Raw genomic sequence first — 13,801 nt, 5'->3', positions numbered from 1 at the left:
TCAATCCTCCTTCATACCGTCCAGCGTCACGGTGATAAGGCGGATGGTGGCGAGAAGTTCATCATCCACCCCGCCCCCGGCCTCCATGCGCCGCAGCTCCCCCAGGACGGCGGCGAGCTGGTCACGCAGGGCCTTGTAGACCCTGGGATTGCCCTGCACCACAATGTCCCGGTTCAGCAGCCGCCGGGTGATGTAGTCCTGCTTGGTCAGCCCGGAGAGGCGGACGGCAATCTCAAGCTGTTCGTCCTCCTCCGGCGACACCCGGAACGCCACGGTCTTGTTCCGCCAGCGGTTGTGATTGTCCAAATTCTTAGCCGACATTATGCTCCCGTCCTTTCAAAGTCCAGCTTGTCCGCCATTTCCGTCTGCTTGGACGGAAACAGGTGAGCGTAGCGGTAAGTGATTTCGATACTCTCATGGCCTACCCGGTCGGCAATCGCCACCGCCGAGAAGCCCATATCAATCAGCAGGGAAATGTGGCTGTGTCGGAGGTCATGGATACGGATACGCTTGACCCCGGCCTCTTTCGCCCCTCTGTCCATCTCATGGTGGAGATAGCTTTTCGTGACGGTGAAAATGCGGTCTTTCTTCTTGACCCCGTAGAGCATTCCCAGGTAGTCCCGCATTTCGTCACAGAGGAAATTGGGCATTTTGATGGTACGATTGCTTTTCTTGGTTTTCGGGGTGGTAATCACATCCTCGCCGTGGAGCCGCTGGTAGGACTTGCTGATCTTCACCGTCCCAGCCTCAAAGTCGAAGTCCGCCGGGGTGAGGGCCAGCAGCTCCCCCTCCCGGATACCGCACCAGTAGAGCATTTCAAAGGCGTAGTAGGAGAGGGGCTTGTCCATCATGGCCTCCGCAAACCGCTGATACTCCACCTTTGTCCAGAACAGCATTTCCTTTCGTTCCTCTGTCCCCATGTTCCCGGCTTTGGCGGCGGGGTTGGAGCGAAGCTCATAGAAGCGGACAGCGTGGTTGAAAATGGCGCTGAGTTGGTTGTGCAGGGTTTTAAGATAGGTCTGGGAGTAGGGCTTGCGCTGTTCGTCCCGATAGGCCAGCAGCTCATTCTGCCATGCGATCACGTCCTTGGTGGTGATCTCGCTGATTTTCCGCTTGCCGAAGTAGGGCAGAATCTTCTTCTGGATGATGTTCTCCTTGGTCAGCCAAGTGTTTTCCTTCAACCGGGGCCGCACGTCCTTGGTGTAAAGCTCCACAAAGGCTTCAAAGGTCATATCCATGTCGGCGGCGGTCTGCATTTGAAAGCTGCGCTCCCAATCCTGGGCCTCCCGCTTGGTGGGAAAGCCCCGCTTGCACTTCTGCTTACGCTCCCCCGTCCAGTCCCGATACCATGCCATGACGTACCATGTGCCCCGCTTTTCGTCCTTAAATACCGGCATTTTCGTTCACTTCCTTTCTGGCCCCGTAGAGCCGTTCGTTGAAATACTGGCGGTTGACCCGCCCCGCAATGGTGATAAAGCCCTTTCCTCTCAGTTCCTCGTTGAGCTGCCGAATGAGCTTGTAGGCGTAGGGCCTCGACACGCCCAGCTCGTCCGCTACCTCGTCCACCCGGATAAACTTGTTTTCCATGCTGGTTCCTCCTTTCTTGATCGGTAACGCTATTTGTTTAGCGTTGGCTTCATTATACTAACTCTATTCCGTTATGTCAAGGCTTTCCAAGAAGAAAATATAAACAAATTTATTTATATTTCGCTTGACAGTTCTAAACATATCTGTTATACTCCAAGTGTCCCCATTACATAGATTGGAGTTGGCAGTTATGGCGATTGGTGAACGTATCCGCTTTTTCCGCAATAAGAAAGGTGTTACGCAAAAGTATCTCGGTCAGGTGGTGGGGTTCCCGGAACGCTCCGCCGATGTGCGTATGGCGCAGTATGAAACCGGGAGCCGCACCCCCAAGGCCGACCTGACCAGGACGCTGGCGGGCTTCTTTGAAGTGTCCACCGACGCCTTGACCGTCCCCGACATAGACAGCGACATTGGCCTCATGCACACCCTCTTTGCTCTGGAGGACATTCGGGGGTTGACCATAGGAGAGATTGATGGCGAAATCTGCCTGCGGTTGGACAAGTCCAAGGGCAAGACCTATGTTGATATGCTTGAAATGCTGTCCGCCTGGGCGGAGCAGGCCAAGAAGCTGGAGGCCGGGGAGATCACCAGGGAGGACTATGACCGCTGGCGCTACAACTACCCCAAGTACGACACCACCCGGAAATGGGTCAAAGTTCCCTCCAAGGAATTGAGCGACTTCCTTGTAGAAGCGTTCAAGGACAGGCTGGGAAAGGATTGACAGACGGCAAAAAGCCCTTACCGATGTTACCATCAGTAAGGGCTTTGTAATATGGATTTTGTCACCCACAAGCCGCAAAGGAACACTTTTCACCTGCAATCCACCGGGGATACAGAATGATACGACCTATGGGGAGCGTTATCAAATTGTTATCAAAAGAGAGGCGAAAAACCGTCTATCCCTTGTGCCGCAACGGGTTCAGGAATTAGAAAACTCACTCCCACTCGCTCCTGTCAGGCTTATTCTAAACAGTTTTGCTTATGGGATTTGGCTCTGATTATCTACATTGTTTCCATTATCCAGATGGTTTGGGCTAGCTGATTTTTTGTTGCCATTGTGTTGCCAAAATATCTTGCCTTACTTATGTGAGGAAGATTTGCGCAAAGATTCAGGAAGCATCTTATTCAATTCATCTCGTGTAAAAAACTGCGATTCATTTTCTTTTAGTGCCTTTTGAGCTAAAGAATAACTTTTAGCGTCAGTCAAAGGAGCTTCATCATATATCTTTGCAACACGCAGTTGAAGGTCATCTCTCCTGGAAATTATTTCATCCACTGAAAGAGCGGAAAAATCCGTGAGCAAAGATAAATACTGTTCTCTTAGGAGCCAAAGTTTGTTTGAGGTTTCTAAATGATTTTTATGTATTGTTGATAAATCGGTTTCCTTAAAGTAAGCCGCTAATACTAGCAATACAGTGGAGCAAACACCACTAATCCAGGTTAGTAAAATTTGATTAGTAACTATTGTAGCAACAAAGCCACCCGTAGATACTGCTGAAAGGATAATTTGCACCCATTTTAAGATAGTATTTCGGCCGCGAAGCCGCCCAGCATGAATCACTTGGGTTGTATAGGTGTACATTACTTTTCCGTATGCTTCTTCTATCTGATTATACAGTACTTCAGAGTGTTGGGAATTTATTTCCATAAATCTCCACCCATTCAGCGTTAGCGCACGAAGGATAAGTTTTCTCATCTGCGATTGCTTCTAACGACTTATGATATGATTCATCTGCTTTACCTTGAAAAGAGCCAAAACAAGTTATATACCTACCACTTCCCATAACTTTCCATCTATACTGACTTTCGGGCTGTGAGGATACATATTTGAGGAAATCACGTGTCATCCAATCGTAATAAAAATATGATTTATCTCGATACTCCCACGCAGAAATAAAATTGTAACTCAGAATATCAAGAAGGATACCACTAATATCCACATTGTTTTTATCTTTCCAGGCACGTGCCATTCTGCAGAGACGTTTAAGATTGGAATTACATTGACTATTCATATTTTGAATCGCATTAATTTCGGCCTTTGGATCTGTTATCTTCCATGATCCCCCATTATTGGTATTAGCGAAAGTATAAGTACCGTCTTCATTTAAGAAAGCAGGAAGTACCTCAAAGTTTATTCCATCGGAAAAAGGAACACTAATAATTTGCCCATCTGCTTTCAACTTGGTAACAGAATACGTCTTTTCTATAACTTTTTTCACTTCTTGAAGCAATGCTGATGGTCCATTAGAAGAATATGCTTTGAATTTTTTATAGGTTCCCTGCGGCAACTGAATCATCATATCAATATCACTAGTTAATATTTCAGTGTCTCTACCATATGAACCAACATAAAGGCTATGTGTAGTATCTGAACTAGAGGACCAATAATCGGTATTGATGCGTTTTGTGATTGAGTGGTATCTTCCAGAAATCTTCTTTATATTATCATCTGAAAACCGAAGGTTTTTACAGAATTGTTCAAATGCGGTTCCAACATTAAAATCACCCATCAAATCAATGCTCCCTTTATAAATTTAGGTCTTCTCATTGTGTGATAGCTGCAATCACCTGTGCAACATTTGGTTCAAAATTCGATTTTAATTGGCATTCCCACAGCACAATTACTTTCCACCCATCTGCTTCAAGTTGAGCGATGTGTTCCTGATCTCGTTGCTGTGTCCGGTGAATTTTTGGTCCCCAGTATGCCTTGTTTGACTGACTGGAGTGCGCATACCGGCTCCCACAATCATGCCCATGCCAATAGCAACCATGGATGAAGATTGCAATTTTCTTCTTGGTGAATACTATATCTGGCTTTCCTGGGAGAGCCTTGTAATTGACCCGATAGCGGTATCCCAACGCAAACAAGTACCTCCGCACCATAAGTTCGATGCTGGTGTCCTTACTCTTGATATGGGACATGATCTCACTCCGTCGCTCCGCCGTAATCGTATCAGCCATTACACAGACAAATCCAGAGGAAGGTCAGAAATGTCCTTCAGCCGTTTCCCTTGGACGAGGGTTTCCAGTGTTTCAACTGCATCCTCCGAGCCGACCTCTTTAACTGCACACATCAGTTCATAAAGCGCAAAGTGGTACACACAATCAATATCACCTGTACCAAGTGCCAGCGATGCAAGGCGGTTCGGCATCGGCTCCGCAGTTACCACAACAATATGCGGGAGATGACCTTTCCTGTTGCGGATCAGGTTAAGGGCCTCTGTCCGGCTATTCTGTGCCCGGTCACTCCGCATGGTATATTTAGCTGATACACTGGCGTGAAGCAACGGCTTTCCACCGTTGGCTCTCCTTATATCCGCCATCCTACTGGTATCTGCATCGACTACACATTGCAGTTCATTGATTTCGCTGTCTTCATACAAGTCACGATAGACAACAACATCAGGAGCAACCAGGTAATCGTTTCCCAATGAGGCCGCAAGCTGGGCGTTTTGCGCAGTCAATGCGCTTAGATAAGCCAAATGCTCATATTGGGCAAAATCGCTTGTCTTTAGCTTATTGTTATTCCCCAACTGTAAGATAGTCCACCGTCCCGGACGGAGATTTTGAAGCTGCGGAAAAGTTTCCTGCAAAAACTGCATTGTAAGCAATTCAAACTGCTTTCCTAACGTTTGCCCAGAGATTTTATCGACTTGATTGACAGTGTGATGATGCTCATCGACAAGAATATCGACGATCTTCCTAGCTATAGCCTTTGACCCCCGGCTGCTGGTATCCGCATTAGAGGCCACACCAGCAGAGGTCAAGGTCAGCGTATTTGTTTCAAACAACTGCTCGTGAAAGTGAAATCTTGCTCTGGCTATCAGTGCATCCATGTACAAGGCACTCCTTTATCTGTTCTCCCACCGCTTTCGCTACGGGGGGCGGAAATGCGTTCCCAATCATCCGGCAGGCAACTGTTTTCCGGCTACCAAATGTCCATGTATCAGGAAATCCTTGAATCCGGGCCATCATCCGGCTGGTGAGCCGAGGCATTCCCTCAAAGCCAGGAGCAGGTGCTGCATCCGCAATTCCCCGACCATCTATACCAAGTTCAGCCCATGCTTTTCTAGCTCTGGTAGGGCCAAGGTCAGGCCCACCATGCTTCTTGGAACCACCCACCAGTGTTGGAGCGATACGATCCGCTTGCTCTGCCCACCGTTTTGCCCCAGTCCACTTGTTTTCTGCCATCAAATCATACAGTGTTTCGCCAACTGTTTTGGCACTGTCTGGTTTGTCCTCTGGATAGGAAAACGCCCCATATTGATCTTTTCGTATGCCGATAATGACAACTCTTGGGCGAAGCTGGGGAACACCAAAGTCTGAGGCATTCAGTAGCTTGATATGAGTAACATACCCTAAATCTCGAATCGATTTGAAAATGTGGCTACGGTATGCCTCAAAGCTGGGGTCTAAAAAGCCACGGACGTTTTCCAGCATGACCGCTTTCGGTTTCATTTCCTGAATTAGTCTGATTGCCTCTGGAAACAAATCCCGGTCATCATCCTGTCCAAGCTGTTTGCCAGCAACAGAAAACGGGGGACAAGGCACACCACCCGCCAATAAATCAACGCCTCTGTATGGCCTTCCATCAAAATCGTGAACATCCGCACAGATAACATTCCATTCTGGCCGGTTTTTTCTCAAAACCTCGCAATAATCGGCTTCATATTCAACCAGAGCTACATGAACAAACCCAGCCATCGCAAGACCAAGGGCTTGTCCACCAGCTCCTGCACATATCTCAACACAGGTCAATGGCCGCTGCATCATGCAATCTCTCCTAATCATACGGTCATTTTTCGGTAAACTCAATGACATCGCCTATATCACAATCTAATGTGTGACAAATTTTATATAGGCTTTCCATTGAAATAAATTCGCTTTTCCCCATCTTTGCCAGAACATTGAAGCTGATCCCTGCTGCCTCTTTCAGTTCGGTCCGGTTCATCTTCTTGTCAATCAATAATTTCCACAGCTTATCATAACTGACTGGCATTTTGACTCTCCGTTCAAAGCGTTTTCGTCAGTATACCACATCTTACCGTCTATATCAAGATAATCTCACAAAAATATGAGTGTTTGCGTTATAGCCAGATTTCCCTTACGTCACGTTCCATTTTGTGCGCGTATTTGATAGTTGCTGCTGTCCCACCACTTTTCCGGCCATCATGCACCGCAATTACCAGAGCTGAACAATCTATCATGTACCGGTTCCGCACCATGTAACAACTCTTGGAATACCGGTCTGTATGCACTTTGACAATATCACACTCTTTCAACAGGCATTGAAATACTTCATCGGGTGTATTCATTCGGCCTGGATATGGAATTGCCGCTTCTAACGTAATAGGATACTCACGTTTCAGATCAGCAACAATCCCGGCAAAAATCAGGTCTACGCCAGCCGCAAAGCCGCTAATAAAATGCGTGTACCCACTTTGAATTGCCTGTAATAGTTCTTGACGCAGTTGTATCTGCACATATTGTATCTTATCAGATGGAATATTGCGATGTCCTGTTACACAGCAAGTATGCTCTTTGTCCATGTTCTTACCTCCAAAATTCCAGAGTTATAATAACTCCATAACAACTCTGTTTTTGGATTGTACCACATTATAGGTCTAAAATAAAGCCATAATAGCTTTATTGGAGGCCGCCGATGAACAAAGACAACGAAAAGCACTTCGGACTCAGAGTGGATGGTGATATTCTGGCTAAATTCCGCTATGTCTGCGGTTATGTGGGGCGCTCTGCCAACAGCCAGATTATCCAGCTGATGCTAAAGTTTATTTCGGACTATGAAAAAGAGCATGGAAAAATCGACTTGAACGAAATTTCAAAATGAGTAAAAACGCCGGTAGCGGAAGGCTTGCCGCCTACCCCTACCGGCGTTTTATCATTTCCCTACCTGTATCCCCCGTTCTTTTGCCCAGGCGCTGGCCTTACTGCGCCGCTCCTCACTGTACGGGGCAGTTAGCCGGAAACTCAGCCGCCCCTTCTCGATCTCGAATGTCAGCCCGCCTTGCCCATCATCATCCGTCTGCCTGCACAGGCTGGGGTACTGCTGGGCGAATGCTCCCAACCGCTTCTTCAAGTCTGTGTTGTGGGTTTGCACCTCGATAATGTTGCTCTGCTCATCGAAAAAGATTCCTGTTGTCTTTTGACGCTTTGTAAGCCCTGTTCGCATGAAACCTCCTGGTTTTTGAAATATTTCTCACTTCTTGAGTTGAAAAAGAAAGATGATTTTTTGATGGAGAGCGCTCCAACAAGGCTCCATCCATTTGAAACGCTCCCATTCGATTTTTTCAAACTTTTCCGGCTCTTGACTGATTACCGCTCAACGGCGCTTTCCCGCTGCCGCAGGACCCTGGGCGGCTCTGCCTGCTCCGTATGAAGAACCTTGGAAATAAACGCCATCACCCGTTCCGGCGCTTTCTTAATCGCAGCAAAGAAGTCCTTCGCCTGTTCCTTCAATTCCTCATACCGCCGTTTCCATATCTGCGCATCACGCCGGGCGGATTTTAGATCACGTTGCAAGTCTTTGATAGTGGTATCCGCAGCAATCCCCTTTTTGGCAAGCCGCTTCAAGTCCTCTGCTTCTTGCTGGGAAAACTCCATCTTACCCATCAGCGTTTTACGGCCCATGCTGTCTATTTCCGCAAAAGTAGCCGCTGTTCCCTTCTGGACTACAATCTTCTGCTCAACTTTCTGAAGGACCTTTTCCTTTTTCTCTACCTGATGTTCCAGCGCCGCCAGCCGTTCCTGCTCACGTTCCGTCTTAAACTGAGCCACAGTCAGATGTTCCTCCGTGCTGCCACGCTCACCCCGTTCCACATCGGTATAGCCAGCGGTCCGCATGGCGTTGAAGAAATCATCCTGGAGAACACTATACGATTTTCGCAGAACAGGCTTACCGTTCTTTTGGAGGATAGGCTTTCCCTGCTCATCCACCGCCGGGAGGGACTTCCACTTTTTGCTGCTGCTTACTTGGATAATTGTTTCCTTAACTGTGCCAACCAAGGACTTATCCTTGCACCGCTTGGACCACAAGACTCGCTTCTCCACCACAGGGATGTAGACAACATGATGATGGTAGTGGTACACATCCCGCCCTAGGGCTTCTGACATAGCTCGATTGCGCTCATCAGCGTGCATAACCGCCGATAAGATAAACTGCTCCCCGCCCACAATTTCTACTGCACTTCTGTATGCGTCGGTGTAGAATTGTTTTGCGAAATCATAGCCGCCGTGGTTATCGAAGTAGGCCGAGTTTACATCGAAAATCAATTCGCCATACAGGTGGGCATCCTCTTTAAGCCCTCTGGTGGAGATTGTTTTACTGGCCTCCATCTGAGCGAACATCTCAGCGTAACCGCCCGATGGCCGCTTAAAGTGGATATTCAGCGCAGTCCTTTCCGGTACAATGTCTGGATTGGTATAGGCATCCTTTTCCCGCTCGTTGTGCCGCTGTGTATTGCTGATCTGTGTTTTTGTCAGATTTGCGTTTCTGACGTTGGTACGGTCAATCCCGTCGTTTCTTGCCATTGTACTCCTTTCCAAAATTTGCGGTTTGGGTACCCTCCGAGGGACGGGGGACACTTCCTGCGGGAAGTGTAATAACCCACTATGACACTTTCATCCCTGCGGGCTGCAAAGTGTCGTGGGCTCTCCGAGGGGGTAAGGGGGCTTTGCCCCCGGCAACTGTGGTTGCCTCCCCCAGCAGGGCCGCCCTTTGAAAAGGGCATTCTGCACCCCGCCTAAACTTTGCTGTGGGGCTATGGTGATGATGCGCCTCCCATCACCATAGCCCCACGATTACAGCGGCAGATCACCGCTCAAGCTCAACAACGTTCCTGACGCCGTTGTACTGCATGACCTCTTTCTCCTGTCGGTCGTCGGTGTACCAGATAATCTTCTCTGGCTTGATGACACCCTTGTAGATATGCCGTTGTGGCTGCAACCTAGCTACTGCTTGATCATGGAACCATTTCGCAACATCAAGGCTGGTGGTCCATGAGATTCGGTATGCCGCTTTGTCCAGAGGTTCCGCCCCAGCGCGGTATATTTCAATCTCTGGCAATCCGATCATTTCAGCGGGGATACGTTCTTCGATTGGGGCGTATTTCCTCGCCTGCCGGACATATTTTCTGACGATTGGCATACGATCTCCATTGTGCGTATAGCAGCTTGTAGGTATGCTATACTTGTATTGATCGGGCAGGCGGCGGTAAACCAGTTCCAGTCCTTCTGCCATAATGTCGGGATTCAGTTTAATCAAGCTGGCAACCTTTTCCCAATCTTCGTATTCTACAGCCTCAAAGTATTCCTCTGCCACCAAGTTAAAACGTTCTTCCTCGGTCAGAAGAATTTTATATTCTACCATTTTGTATCTCCTTTATTTTATTCTTCGACATGATTGTACCATCATCTTTTGTTGAAAACTGTCGATTATGTGGCTCCGTGACGGTCGTGACGATGGTGACGGTCTTTTGACCGCCGCCCCAATCATCGTCACGACCGTCACCATCGTCACGCTTGGGATGGAACCAGTGCCAGGGTGATCTTCCGGCCAGAGTGACTTCGGCCATTCTCGTATTGGATGCTATGCTCATTCAACAGCCGCCCAGCGTTCACATTCAAGCGCATGGTAAGCGTGTTGGGCTTCAAATCCACGCCCAGGGCGGTCACCAACTCAGTTGCAGTGCCGTTCCATGACGTATCCCTCGCCACCAATGCCGCCACCGCTTCAAGTACCGGGTCCAGTGGCGGTTTCCACAACTCTGTTTCTGTCCGCTCTAACTGCCATGTCAGCCGATCCATATCCCTGGTGAGATAGAGCCGCTGATCCTGTTGGTCACGCCCGGAGACTTCCAGGGCGGCTGTGCTGTCCGTCCGCTTTTCCTTCTGAAGCATAAACGCTCCGTCTGCTGCCCCCAGTAGACCATTTGTGCCGGAGATCATATCAAACTTATCATCTGCCTGCTGCTTCCTGGTGTGATGTACCAGCAGGAGACAAATTTTTTGATTATCCGCCAACCGCTTCAGCCGTCCCACGATCTCATAATCATTAGCATAGCTGAACTTCTCCCCGCCAGCCTCCCGGACTTTCTGAAGGGTGTCAATGATAATCAACTTCGTATCAGGATGTTCCCTCACAAACTTTTGAAGCTGTTCATCCAGGCCACAACCAAGTTGCTTGGCGCAGATGGCAAAATGCAGATTCTCCGTACTGTCTGTTCCAAACATCCGGTATAGCCGCTCTTGCAGCCGCCGATAGTCATCCTCCAGTGCCAAATAGAGGACCGTTCCTTTATGTACGGTATAACCCCAAAGCGGGAGGCCCGTGCTGATGTGGTAGGCAAGCTGAGCCATGAAGAATGACTTTCCCACCTTCGGTGCTCCCACAAACAGATACGTCCCCGCATAGAGCAGGCCGTCGATCACGGGGGGGCTGCTCTGGTACACATTCTCATACAACTCGCTCATGGATACGGTATGCAGATACGCCGGGTCGCTCATCCGTTGCATCAGCCGCAGTTTTTCTTCTAAAGTTTGCTCAGGGGGATTGTTTTCGGTCAAACCTTCTGCTATACTCAGATCAGTGGTTTTGTGAACCGGCTGTTCCCCGTCTGCTGCAACAGGCGGAATCGGAGCAGCCGCTTTCGTTTTCAGATAATCCAATCTATCAATCCTCCTTCATGCCGTCCATAATGGCGGCGATCATGTTGATGGTGTCCAGCAGTTCGTCACTGACATTAGTTCCAGCCTCAATGCGCCGCAGCTCATCCAGGACGGCGGCGAGTTGGTCACGCAGAGCCTTATACACTCTGGGATTGCCCTGCACCACCACATCCCGGTTCAGAAGCCGCCGGATGATGTAGTCCTGTTTGGTAAGGCCAGTGAGCCGGACGGCGGTTTCGATCTGCGCGTCCTCCTCCGGCGATACCCGGAACGCCACGGTTTTGTTCCGCCAGCGGTTGTGGCCGTCCAAGTTCTTCGATGACATAGTTAAACGCTCCTTTCCATGTTCAATTTATCCGCCATTTCCGCCTGTTTGGACGGAAACAAGTGCGCATAGTTGTAAGTAATGTCGATGCTCTCATGGCCCACTCGGTCTGCGATTGCCGTTGCAGAAAAGCCCATATCAATCAGCAGGGAAACGGCGCTGTGACGGATATCATGGATTCTGATACGCTTCACCCCTGCCTCTTTTGCACCCCGGTCCATCTCCCGATGCAGATAGCTTTTGGTAACGGTGAACATCCGGTCATTCTCGCCAACATCATAGAGCATTTTGAGATAGTCCTGCATCTCGTCTGCTAAAAACTGGGGCATGGTGATGACCCGGTTGCTTTTCTCGGTTTTCGGCGTGGTAATCAGGTCTTGACCGTTCAACCGCTGATAGGACTTGCTGATAGAAACGGTGCATTTCTCAAAATCGAAGTCTGCCGGAGTAAGCGCCAGCAGTTCCCCTTCCCGAATGCCGCACCAGTAGAGCATCTCGAAAGCGTAGTAGGAAAGAGGCTTGTCCATCATGGCTTCGGCAAATTTCAGATACTCAGCTTTCGTCCAAAACAACATCTCCCGGTTTTTCTTCTTACCCATGCTTCCGGCCTTTTTGCAGGGATTTTCCCGGAGATTGTAGTAGCGGACGGCGTGATTGAAGATGGCACTCAACTGATTATGGACCGTTTTCAGATAGACCGGGGAGTACGGCTTGCCATTACCGTCTTTGTAGTTCAACATCTCGTTCTGCCAAGTGATAATCTGCTGGGCGGTGATATTGCACATCTTCAGCCTGCCGAAGTAGGGCAGCAGCTTGGAGCGGATGATGTGGTCTTTGGTAGCCCAGGTGTTTTCTTTGAGGCGGGTTTTCATATCCGCCGTGTACTGTTCCACAAAGCTGGCAAAGGTCATATCCAAATTAGAGGTGGCCTTGTTCTGCTGTTCCCGCTCCCACGCCTGTGCGTCCCGCTTGGTCTTGAATCCCCGCTTCTGCGTCTGCTTCCGTTCGCCGGTCCAGTCAGTGTAGCGGTAGATCACCCGCCAGGTACCGGTCTTTTCTTCTTTGTAGACCGCCATTACATTTCCTTCCCTTCCGCTCCGCCGTAGCAGAGCTTTTCCATAAAGTACCGCCGGTTGACCCGCCCGGAGATTGTCAGGTATCCCTTTTCTCTCAGTTCGGCATTGAGTTTCTGGACTATCTTGTAAGCATAGGATTTGGAAATCCCCAATTCCTTTGCCACATCGTCCACCCGCATGAAGCTGTTTTCGTTCAAATAGTGTACCTCCTGTTTTAGATTTATTAAGCGAAATTGCTTAGTTCTCTTGTATTATACTAAACAACTCTGTTAATGTCAAGCGGTTTACGGAAAAATATTAAGCAAAATTATTTAGTCCCCTCTTGACTATCTTAAACATATCTGCTATATTGATTGCAACGAAAGTCGAAATGGAGTTGGTAGCTATGGCAATCGGTGAAAGAATCCACTTTTTCCGTACAATGCAGGGCATGACGCAGAAATATCTTGGGATGCTACTGGGCTTCCCGGAGAAGTCCGCCGATGTTCGCCTTGCACAGTATGAAACCGGAGCCAGGACACCGAGAGCTGATTTGACTGCCTCCCTGGCTAATACTCTTGGCGTTTCGCCGCTGGCGCTGTCTGTGCCGGACATTGATTCCTACTTGGGCCTGATGCACACCCTATTTACTTTGGAAGATAGGTATGGCCTTACCATTGACGAGTTGGATGGGGAGGTCTGCCTGCGGGTCAATGTGCGCCACAGCAAGGACGCCGCCCGACTGCATGAAATGCTCTGCGCTTGGCGTCAGGCCGCTGCCATGCTGAAAGCTGGTGAGATTACCCAGGAGGACTACGACCGCTGGCGCTACCGCTACCCTGAGTTCTCCAACACACCAGGCCGGGTCAAGCCAATCTCCCAGGGCCTGAGCGATATGCTGGTGGAGGCTCTCAAAGAGCAAACCGAAGAATAAAAACAAAAAGAGCTAACTGGCCCAATCAAAACCAGTTAGCTCTTTTCCTATGAATAATGAAAAAATGTTGCCAAATCGTTGCCACAGAGGGGGCTAAGCCTCGAAGAATCCAGTCATATCAAGGCTTTCCCATGCTCTGATGTCGTAGGGCAATGTGATTTATCCTGTTTGGGGCAAAGTGTTTTATTCTCCCCTCCTAGCGTCGGGGACGCCCCT

General features: G+C 49.0%; 20 protein-coding genes. 3 read left to right on the top strand and 17 right to left on the bottom strand.

The features are described 5' to 3' along the window. Genes D1159_RS14690 through D1159_RS14680 form a run of 3 tightly spaced genes read right to left on the bottom strand, consistent with a single transcriptional unit; the run spans position 1 to position 1,587 of the window. Positions 1–321, bottom strand: coding sequence for a hypothetical protein (locus D1159_RS14690; protein ID WP_161846406.1), 321 nt, complete (start codon positions 319–321; stop codon positions 1–3). Continuing rightward, positions 321–1,397, bottom strand: coding sequence for a site-specific integrase (locus D1159_RS14685; protein WP_161846405.1), 1,077 nt, complete (start codon positions 1,395–1,397; stop codon positions 321–323). The genes D1159_RS14690 and D1159_RS14685 overlap by 1 nt, the downstream gene beginning before the upstream one ends. Then, on the bottom strand, positions 1,384–1,587 hold the full coding sequence (locus D1159_RS14680; RefSeq protein WP_161846404.1) for a LysR family transcriptional regulator: 204 nt from the start codon (positions 1,585–1,587) through the stop codon (positions 1,384–1,386). Before D1159_RS14680 ends, D1159_RS14685 begins: the two co-directional genes overlap by 14 nt. A 190-nt stretch (positions 1,588–1,777) precedes the next feature. Between D1159_RS14680 and D1159_RS14675 the strand changes: the two genes are divergently transcribed. Next, positions 1,778–2,308 (top strand): helix-turn-helix transcriptional regulator, encoded by a 531-nt coding sequence (locus D1159_RS14675; protein ID WP_161846403.1) that lies wholly within the window; start codon positions 1,778–1,780, stop codon positions 2,306–2,308. 357 nt (positions 2,309–2,665) lie between these two features. On the opposite strand, the gene D1159_RS14670 is transcribed toward D1159_RS14675, so the two are convergent. The 7 genes from D1159_RS14670 to D1159_RS14640 form a co-directional block, all read right to left on the bottom strand. Continuing rightward, positions 2,666–3,235: an SLATT domain-containing protein gene (locus D1159_RS14670; RefSeq protein ID WP_161846402.1), complete on the bottom strand. Its 570-nt coding sequence runs from the start codon at positions 3,233–3,235 to the stop codon at positions 2,666–2,668. Continuing rightward, positions 3,210–4,097, bottom strand: coding sequence for a nucleotidyltransferase (locus D1159_RS14665; RefSeq protein WP_161846401.1), 888 nt, complete (start codon positions 4,095–4,097; stop codon positions 3,210–3,212). The genes D1159_RS14670 and D1159_RS14665 overlap by 26 nt, the downstream gene beginning before the upstream one ends. A gap of 34 nt (positions 4,098–4,131) precedes the next feature. Beyond that, positions 4,132–4,548 carry a very short patch repair endonuclease gene (locus tag D1159_RS14660; protein WP_161846400.1) on the bottom strand — a complete coding sequence of 139 codons (417 nt, stop codon included), beginning with the start codon at positions 4,546–4,548 and terminating at the stop codon, positions 4,132–4,134. Next, positions 4,548–5,423, bottom strand: a complete 876-nt coding sequence (locus D1159_RS14655; RefSeq protein ID WP_161846399.1) for an NgoMIV family type II restriction endonuclease — start codon at positions 5,421–5,423, stop codon at positions 4,548–4,550. The genes D1159_RS14660 and D1159_RS14655 overlap by 1 nt, the downstream gene beginning before the upstream one ends. Then, on the bottom strand, positions 5,371–6,360 hold the full coding sequence (locus D1159_RS14650) for a DNA cytosine methyltransferase (protein ID WP_243152312.1): 990 nt from the start codon (positions 6,358–6,360) through the stop codon (positions 5,371–5,373). The genes D1159_RS14655 and D1159_RS14650 overlap by 53 nt, the downstream gene beginning before the upstream one ends. A gap of 22 nt (positions 6,361–6,382) precedes the next feature. After that, positions 6,383–6,586, bottom strand: coding sequence for a helix-turn-helix transcriptional regulator (locus D1159_RS14645; protein ID WP_161846398.1), 204 nt, complete (start codon positions 6,584–6,586; stop codon positions 6,383–6,385). Positions 6,587–6,674: 88 nt separating this feature from the next. Next, positions 6,675–7,136 (bottom strand): SLOG family protein, encoded by a 462-nt coding sequence (locus D1159_RS14640; RefSeq protein WP_161846397.1) that lies wholly within the window; start codon positions 7,134–7,136, stop codon positions 6,675–6,677. A gap of 113 nt (positions 7,137–7,249) precedes the next feature. On the opposite strand from D1159_RS14640, the gene D1159_RS14635 reads away from it, so the two are divergent. After that, positions 7,250–7,435, top strand: a complete 186-nt coding sequence (locus D1159_RS14635) for a hypothetical protein (protein ID WP_161846396.1) — start codon at positions 7,250–7,252, stop codon at positions 7,433–7,435. A 51-nt stretch (positions 7,436–7,486) separates the two neighbouring features. Here D1159_RS14635 and D1159_RS14630 read toward each other — a convergent pair whose 3' ends face one another. The 7 genes from D1159_RS14630 to D1159_RS14600 all read right to left on the bottom strand — a co-directional run bounded on the left by D1159_RS14630 (position 7,487) and on the right by D1159_RS14600 (position 12,869). After that, entirely contained in the window at positions 7,487–7,777 is a 291-nt protein-coding gene (locus D1159_RS14630; protein WP_161846395.1) for a hypothetical protein, read from the bottom strand. A gap of 143 nt (positions 7,778–7,920) precedes the next feature. Continuing rightward, positions 7,921–9,135 (bottom strand): plasmid recombination protein, encoded by a 1,215-nt coding sequence (locus D1159_RS14625; protein WP_161846394.1) that lies wholly within the window; start codon positions 9,133–9,135, stop codon positions 7,921–7,923. 283 nt (positions 9,136–9,418) lie between these two features. Beyond that, positions 9,419–9,973, bottom strand: coding sequence for a hypothetical protein (locus D1159_RS14620; protein ID WP_161846393.1), 555 nt, complete (start codon positions 9,971–9,973; stop codon positions 9,419–9,421). 146 nt (positions 9,974–10,119) lie between these two features. Continuing rightward, positions 10,120–11,271, bottom strand: a complete 1,152-nt coding sequence (locus D1159_RS14615) for a helicase RepA family protein (RefSeq protein WP_161846392.1) — start codon at positions 11,269–11,271, stop codon at positions 10,120–10,122. Between the two features lie 4 nt (positions 11,272–11,275). Further along, positions 11,276–11,596 carry a hypothetical protein gene (locus D1159_RS14610; RefSeq protein ID WP_161846391.1) on the bottom strand — a complete coding sequence of 107 codons (321 nt, stop codon included), beginning with the start codon at positions 11,594–11,596 and terminating at the stop codon, positions 11,276–11,278. A gap of 2 nt (positions 11,597–11,598) precedes the next feature. Further along, entirely contained in the window at positions 11,599–12,672 is a 1,074-nt protein-coding gene (locus tag D1159_RS14605; RefSeq protein ID WP_161846390.1) for a site-specific integrase, read from the bottom strand. After that, a complete protein-coding gene (locus tag D1159_RS14600) occupies positions 12,672–12,869 on the bottom strand; it encodes a DNA-binding protein (RefSeq protein ID WP_161846389.1) in 198 nt (65 codons plus the stop codon). Before D1159_RS14600 ends, D1159_RS14605 begins: the two co-directional genes overlap by 1 nt. Positions 12,870–13,057: 188 nt before the next feature. Here D1159_RS14600 and D1159_RS14595 point away from each other — a divergent pair, with 188 nt between their 5' ends. Continuing rightward, positions 13,058–13,585, top strand: coding sequence for a helix-turn-helix transcriptional regulator (locus tag D1159_RS14595; RefSeq protein ID WP_161846388.1), 528 nt, complete (start codon positions 13,058–13,060; stop codon positions 13,583–13,585). The last annotated feature ends 216 nt before the right edge of the window (positions 13,586–13,801 follow it).

Source organism: Pseudoflavonifractor sp. 524-17 (assembly GCF_009935845.1).
Taxonomy (GTDB): Bacteria; Bacillota; Clostridia; order Oscillospirales; family Oscillospiraceae; genus Pseudoflavonifractor_A.
The sequence above is the reverse complement of the archived record's forward strand: the minus strand, read 5'-3'. Positions and strand labels throughout refer to the sequence as shown.

Excerpts from the sequence above, each read along its gene's own strand:
- D1159_RS14690 (WP_161846406.1), bottom strand. The coding sequence starts at position 321 with ATGTCGGCTAAGAATTTGGACAATCACAACCGCTGGCGGAACAAGACC.
- D1159_RS14685 (WP_161846405.1), bottom strand. The coding sequence starts at position 1,397 with ATGCCGGTATTTAAGGACGAAAAGCGGGGCACATGGTACGTCATGGCA.
- D1159_RS14680 (WP_161846404.1), bottom strand. The coding sequence starts at position 1,587 with ATGGAAAACAAGTTTATCCGGGTGGACGAGGTAGCGGACGAGCTGGGC.
- D1159_RS14675 (WP_161846403.1), top strand. The coding sequence starts at position 1,778 with ATGGCGATTGGTGAACGTATCCGCTTTTTCCGCAATAAGAAAGGTGTT.
- D1159_RS14670 (WP_161846402.1), bottom strand. The coding sequence starts at position 3,235 with ATGGAAATAAATTCCCAACACTCTGAAGTACTGTATAATCAGATAGAA.
- D1159_RS14665 (WP_161846401.1), bottom strand. The coding sequence starts at position 4,097 with ATGGGTGATTTTAATGTTGGAACCGCATTTGAACAATTCTGTAAAAAC.
- D1159_RS14660 (WP_161846400.1), bottom strand. The coding sequence starts at position 4,548 with ATGGCTGATACGATTACGGCGGAGCGACGGAGTGAGATCATGTCCCAT.
- D1159_RS14655 (WP_161846399.1), bottom strand. The coding sequence starts at position 5,423 with ATGGATGCACTGATAGCCAGAGCAAGATTTCACTTTCACGAGCAGTTG.
- D1159_RS14650 (WP_243152312.1), bottom strand. The coding sequence starts at position 6,360 with ATGATGCAGCGGCCATTGACCTGTGTTGAGATATGTGCAGGAGCTGGT.
- D1159_RS14645 (WP_161846398.1), bottom strand. The coding sequence starts at position 6,586 with ATGCCAGTCAGTTATGATAAGCTGTGGAAATTATTGATTGACAAGAAG.
- D1159_RS14640 (WP_161846397.1), bottom strand. The coding sequence starts at position 7,136 with ATGGACAAAGAGCATACTTGCTGTGTAACAGGACATCGCAATATTCCA.
- D1159_RS14635 (WP_161846396.1), top strand. The coding sequence starts at position 7,250 with ATGAACAAAGACAACGAAAAGCACTTCGGACTCAGAGTGGATGGTGAT.
- D1159_RS14630 (WP_161846395.1), bottom strand. The coding sequence starts at position 7,777 with ATGCGAACAGGGCTTACAAAGCGTCAAAAGACAACAGGAATCTTTTTC.
- D1159_RS14625 (WP_161846394.1), bottom strand. The coding sequence starts at position 9,135 with ATGGCAAGAAACGACGGGATTGACCGTACCAACGTCAGAAACGCAAAT.
- D1159_RS14620 (WP_161846393.1), bottom strand. The coding sequence starts at position 9,973 with ATGGTAGAATATAAAATTCTTCTGACCGAGGAAGAACGTTTTAACTTG.
- D1159_RS14610 (WP_161846391.1), bottom strand. The coding sequence starts at position 11,596 with ATGTCATCGAAGAACTTGGACGGCCACAACCGCTGGCGGAACAAAACC.
- D1159_RS14605 (WP_161846390.1), bottom strand. The coding sequence starts at position 12,672 with ATGGCGGTCTACAAAGAAGAAAAGACCGGTACCTGGCGGGTGATCTAC.
- D1159_RS14595 (WP_161846388.1), top strand. The coding sequence starts at position 13,058 with ATGGCAATCGGTGAAAGAATCCACTTTTTCCGTACAATGCAGGGCATG.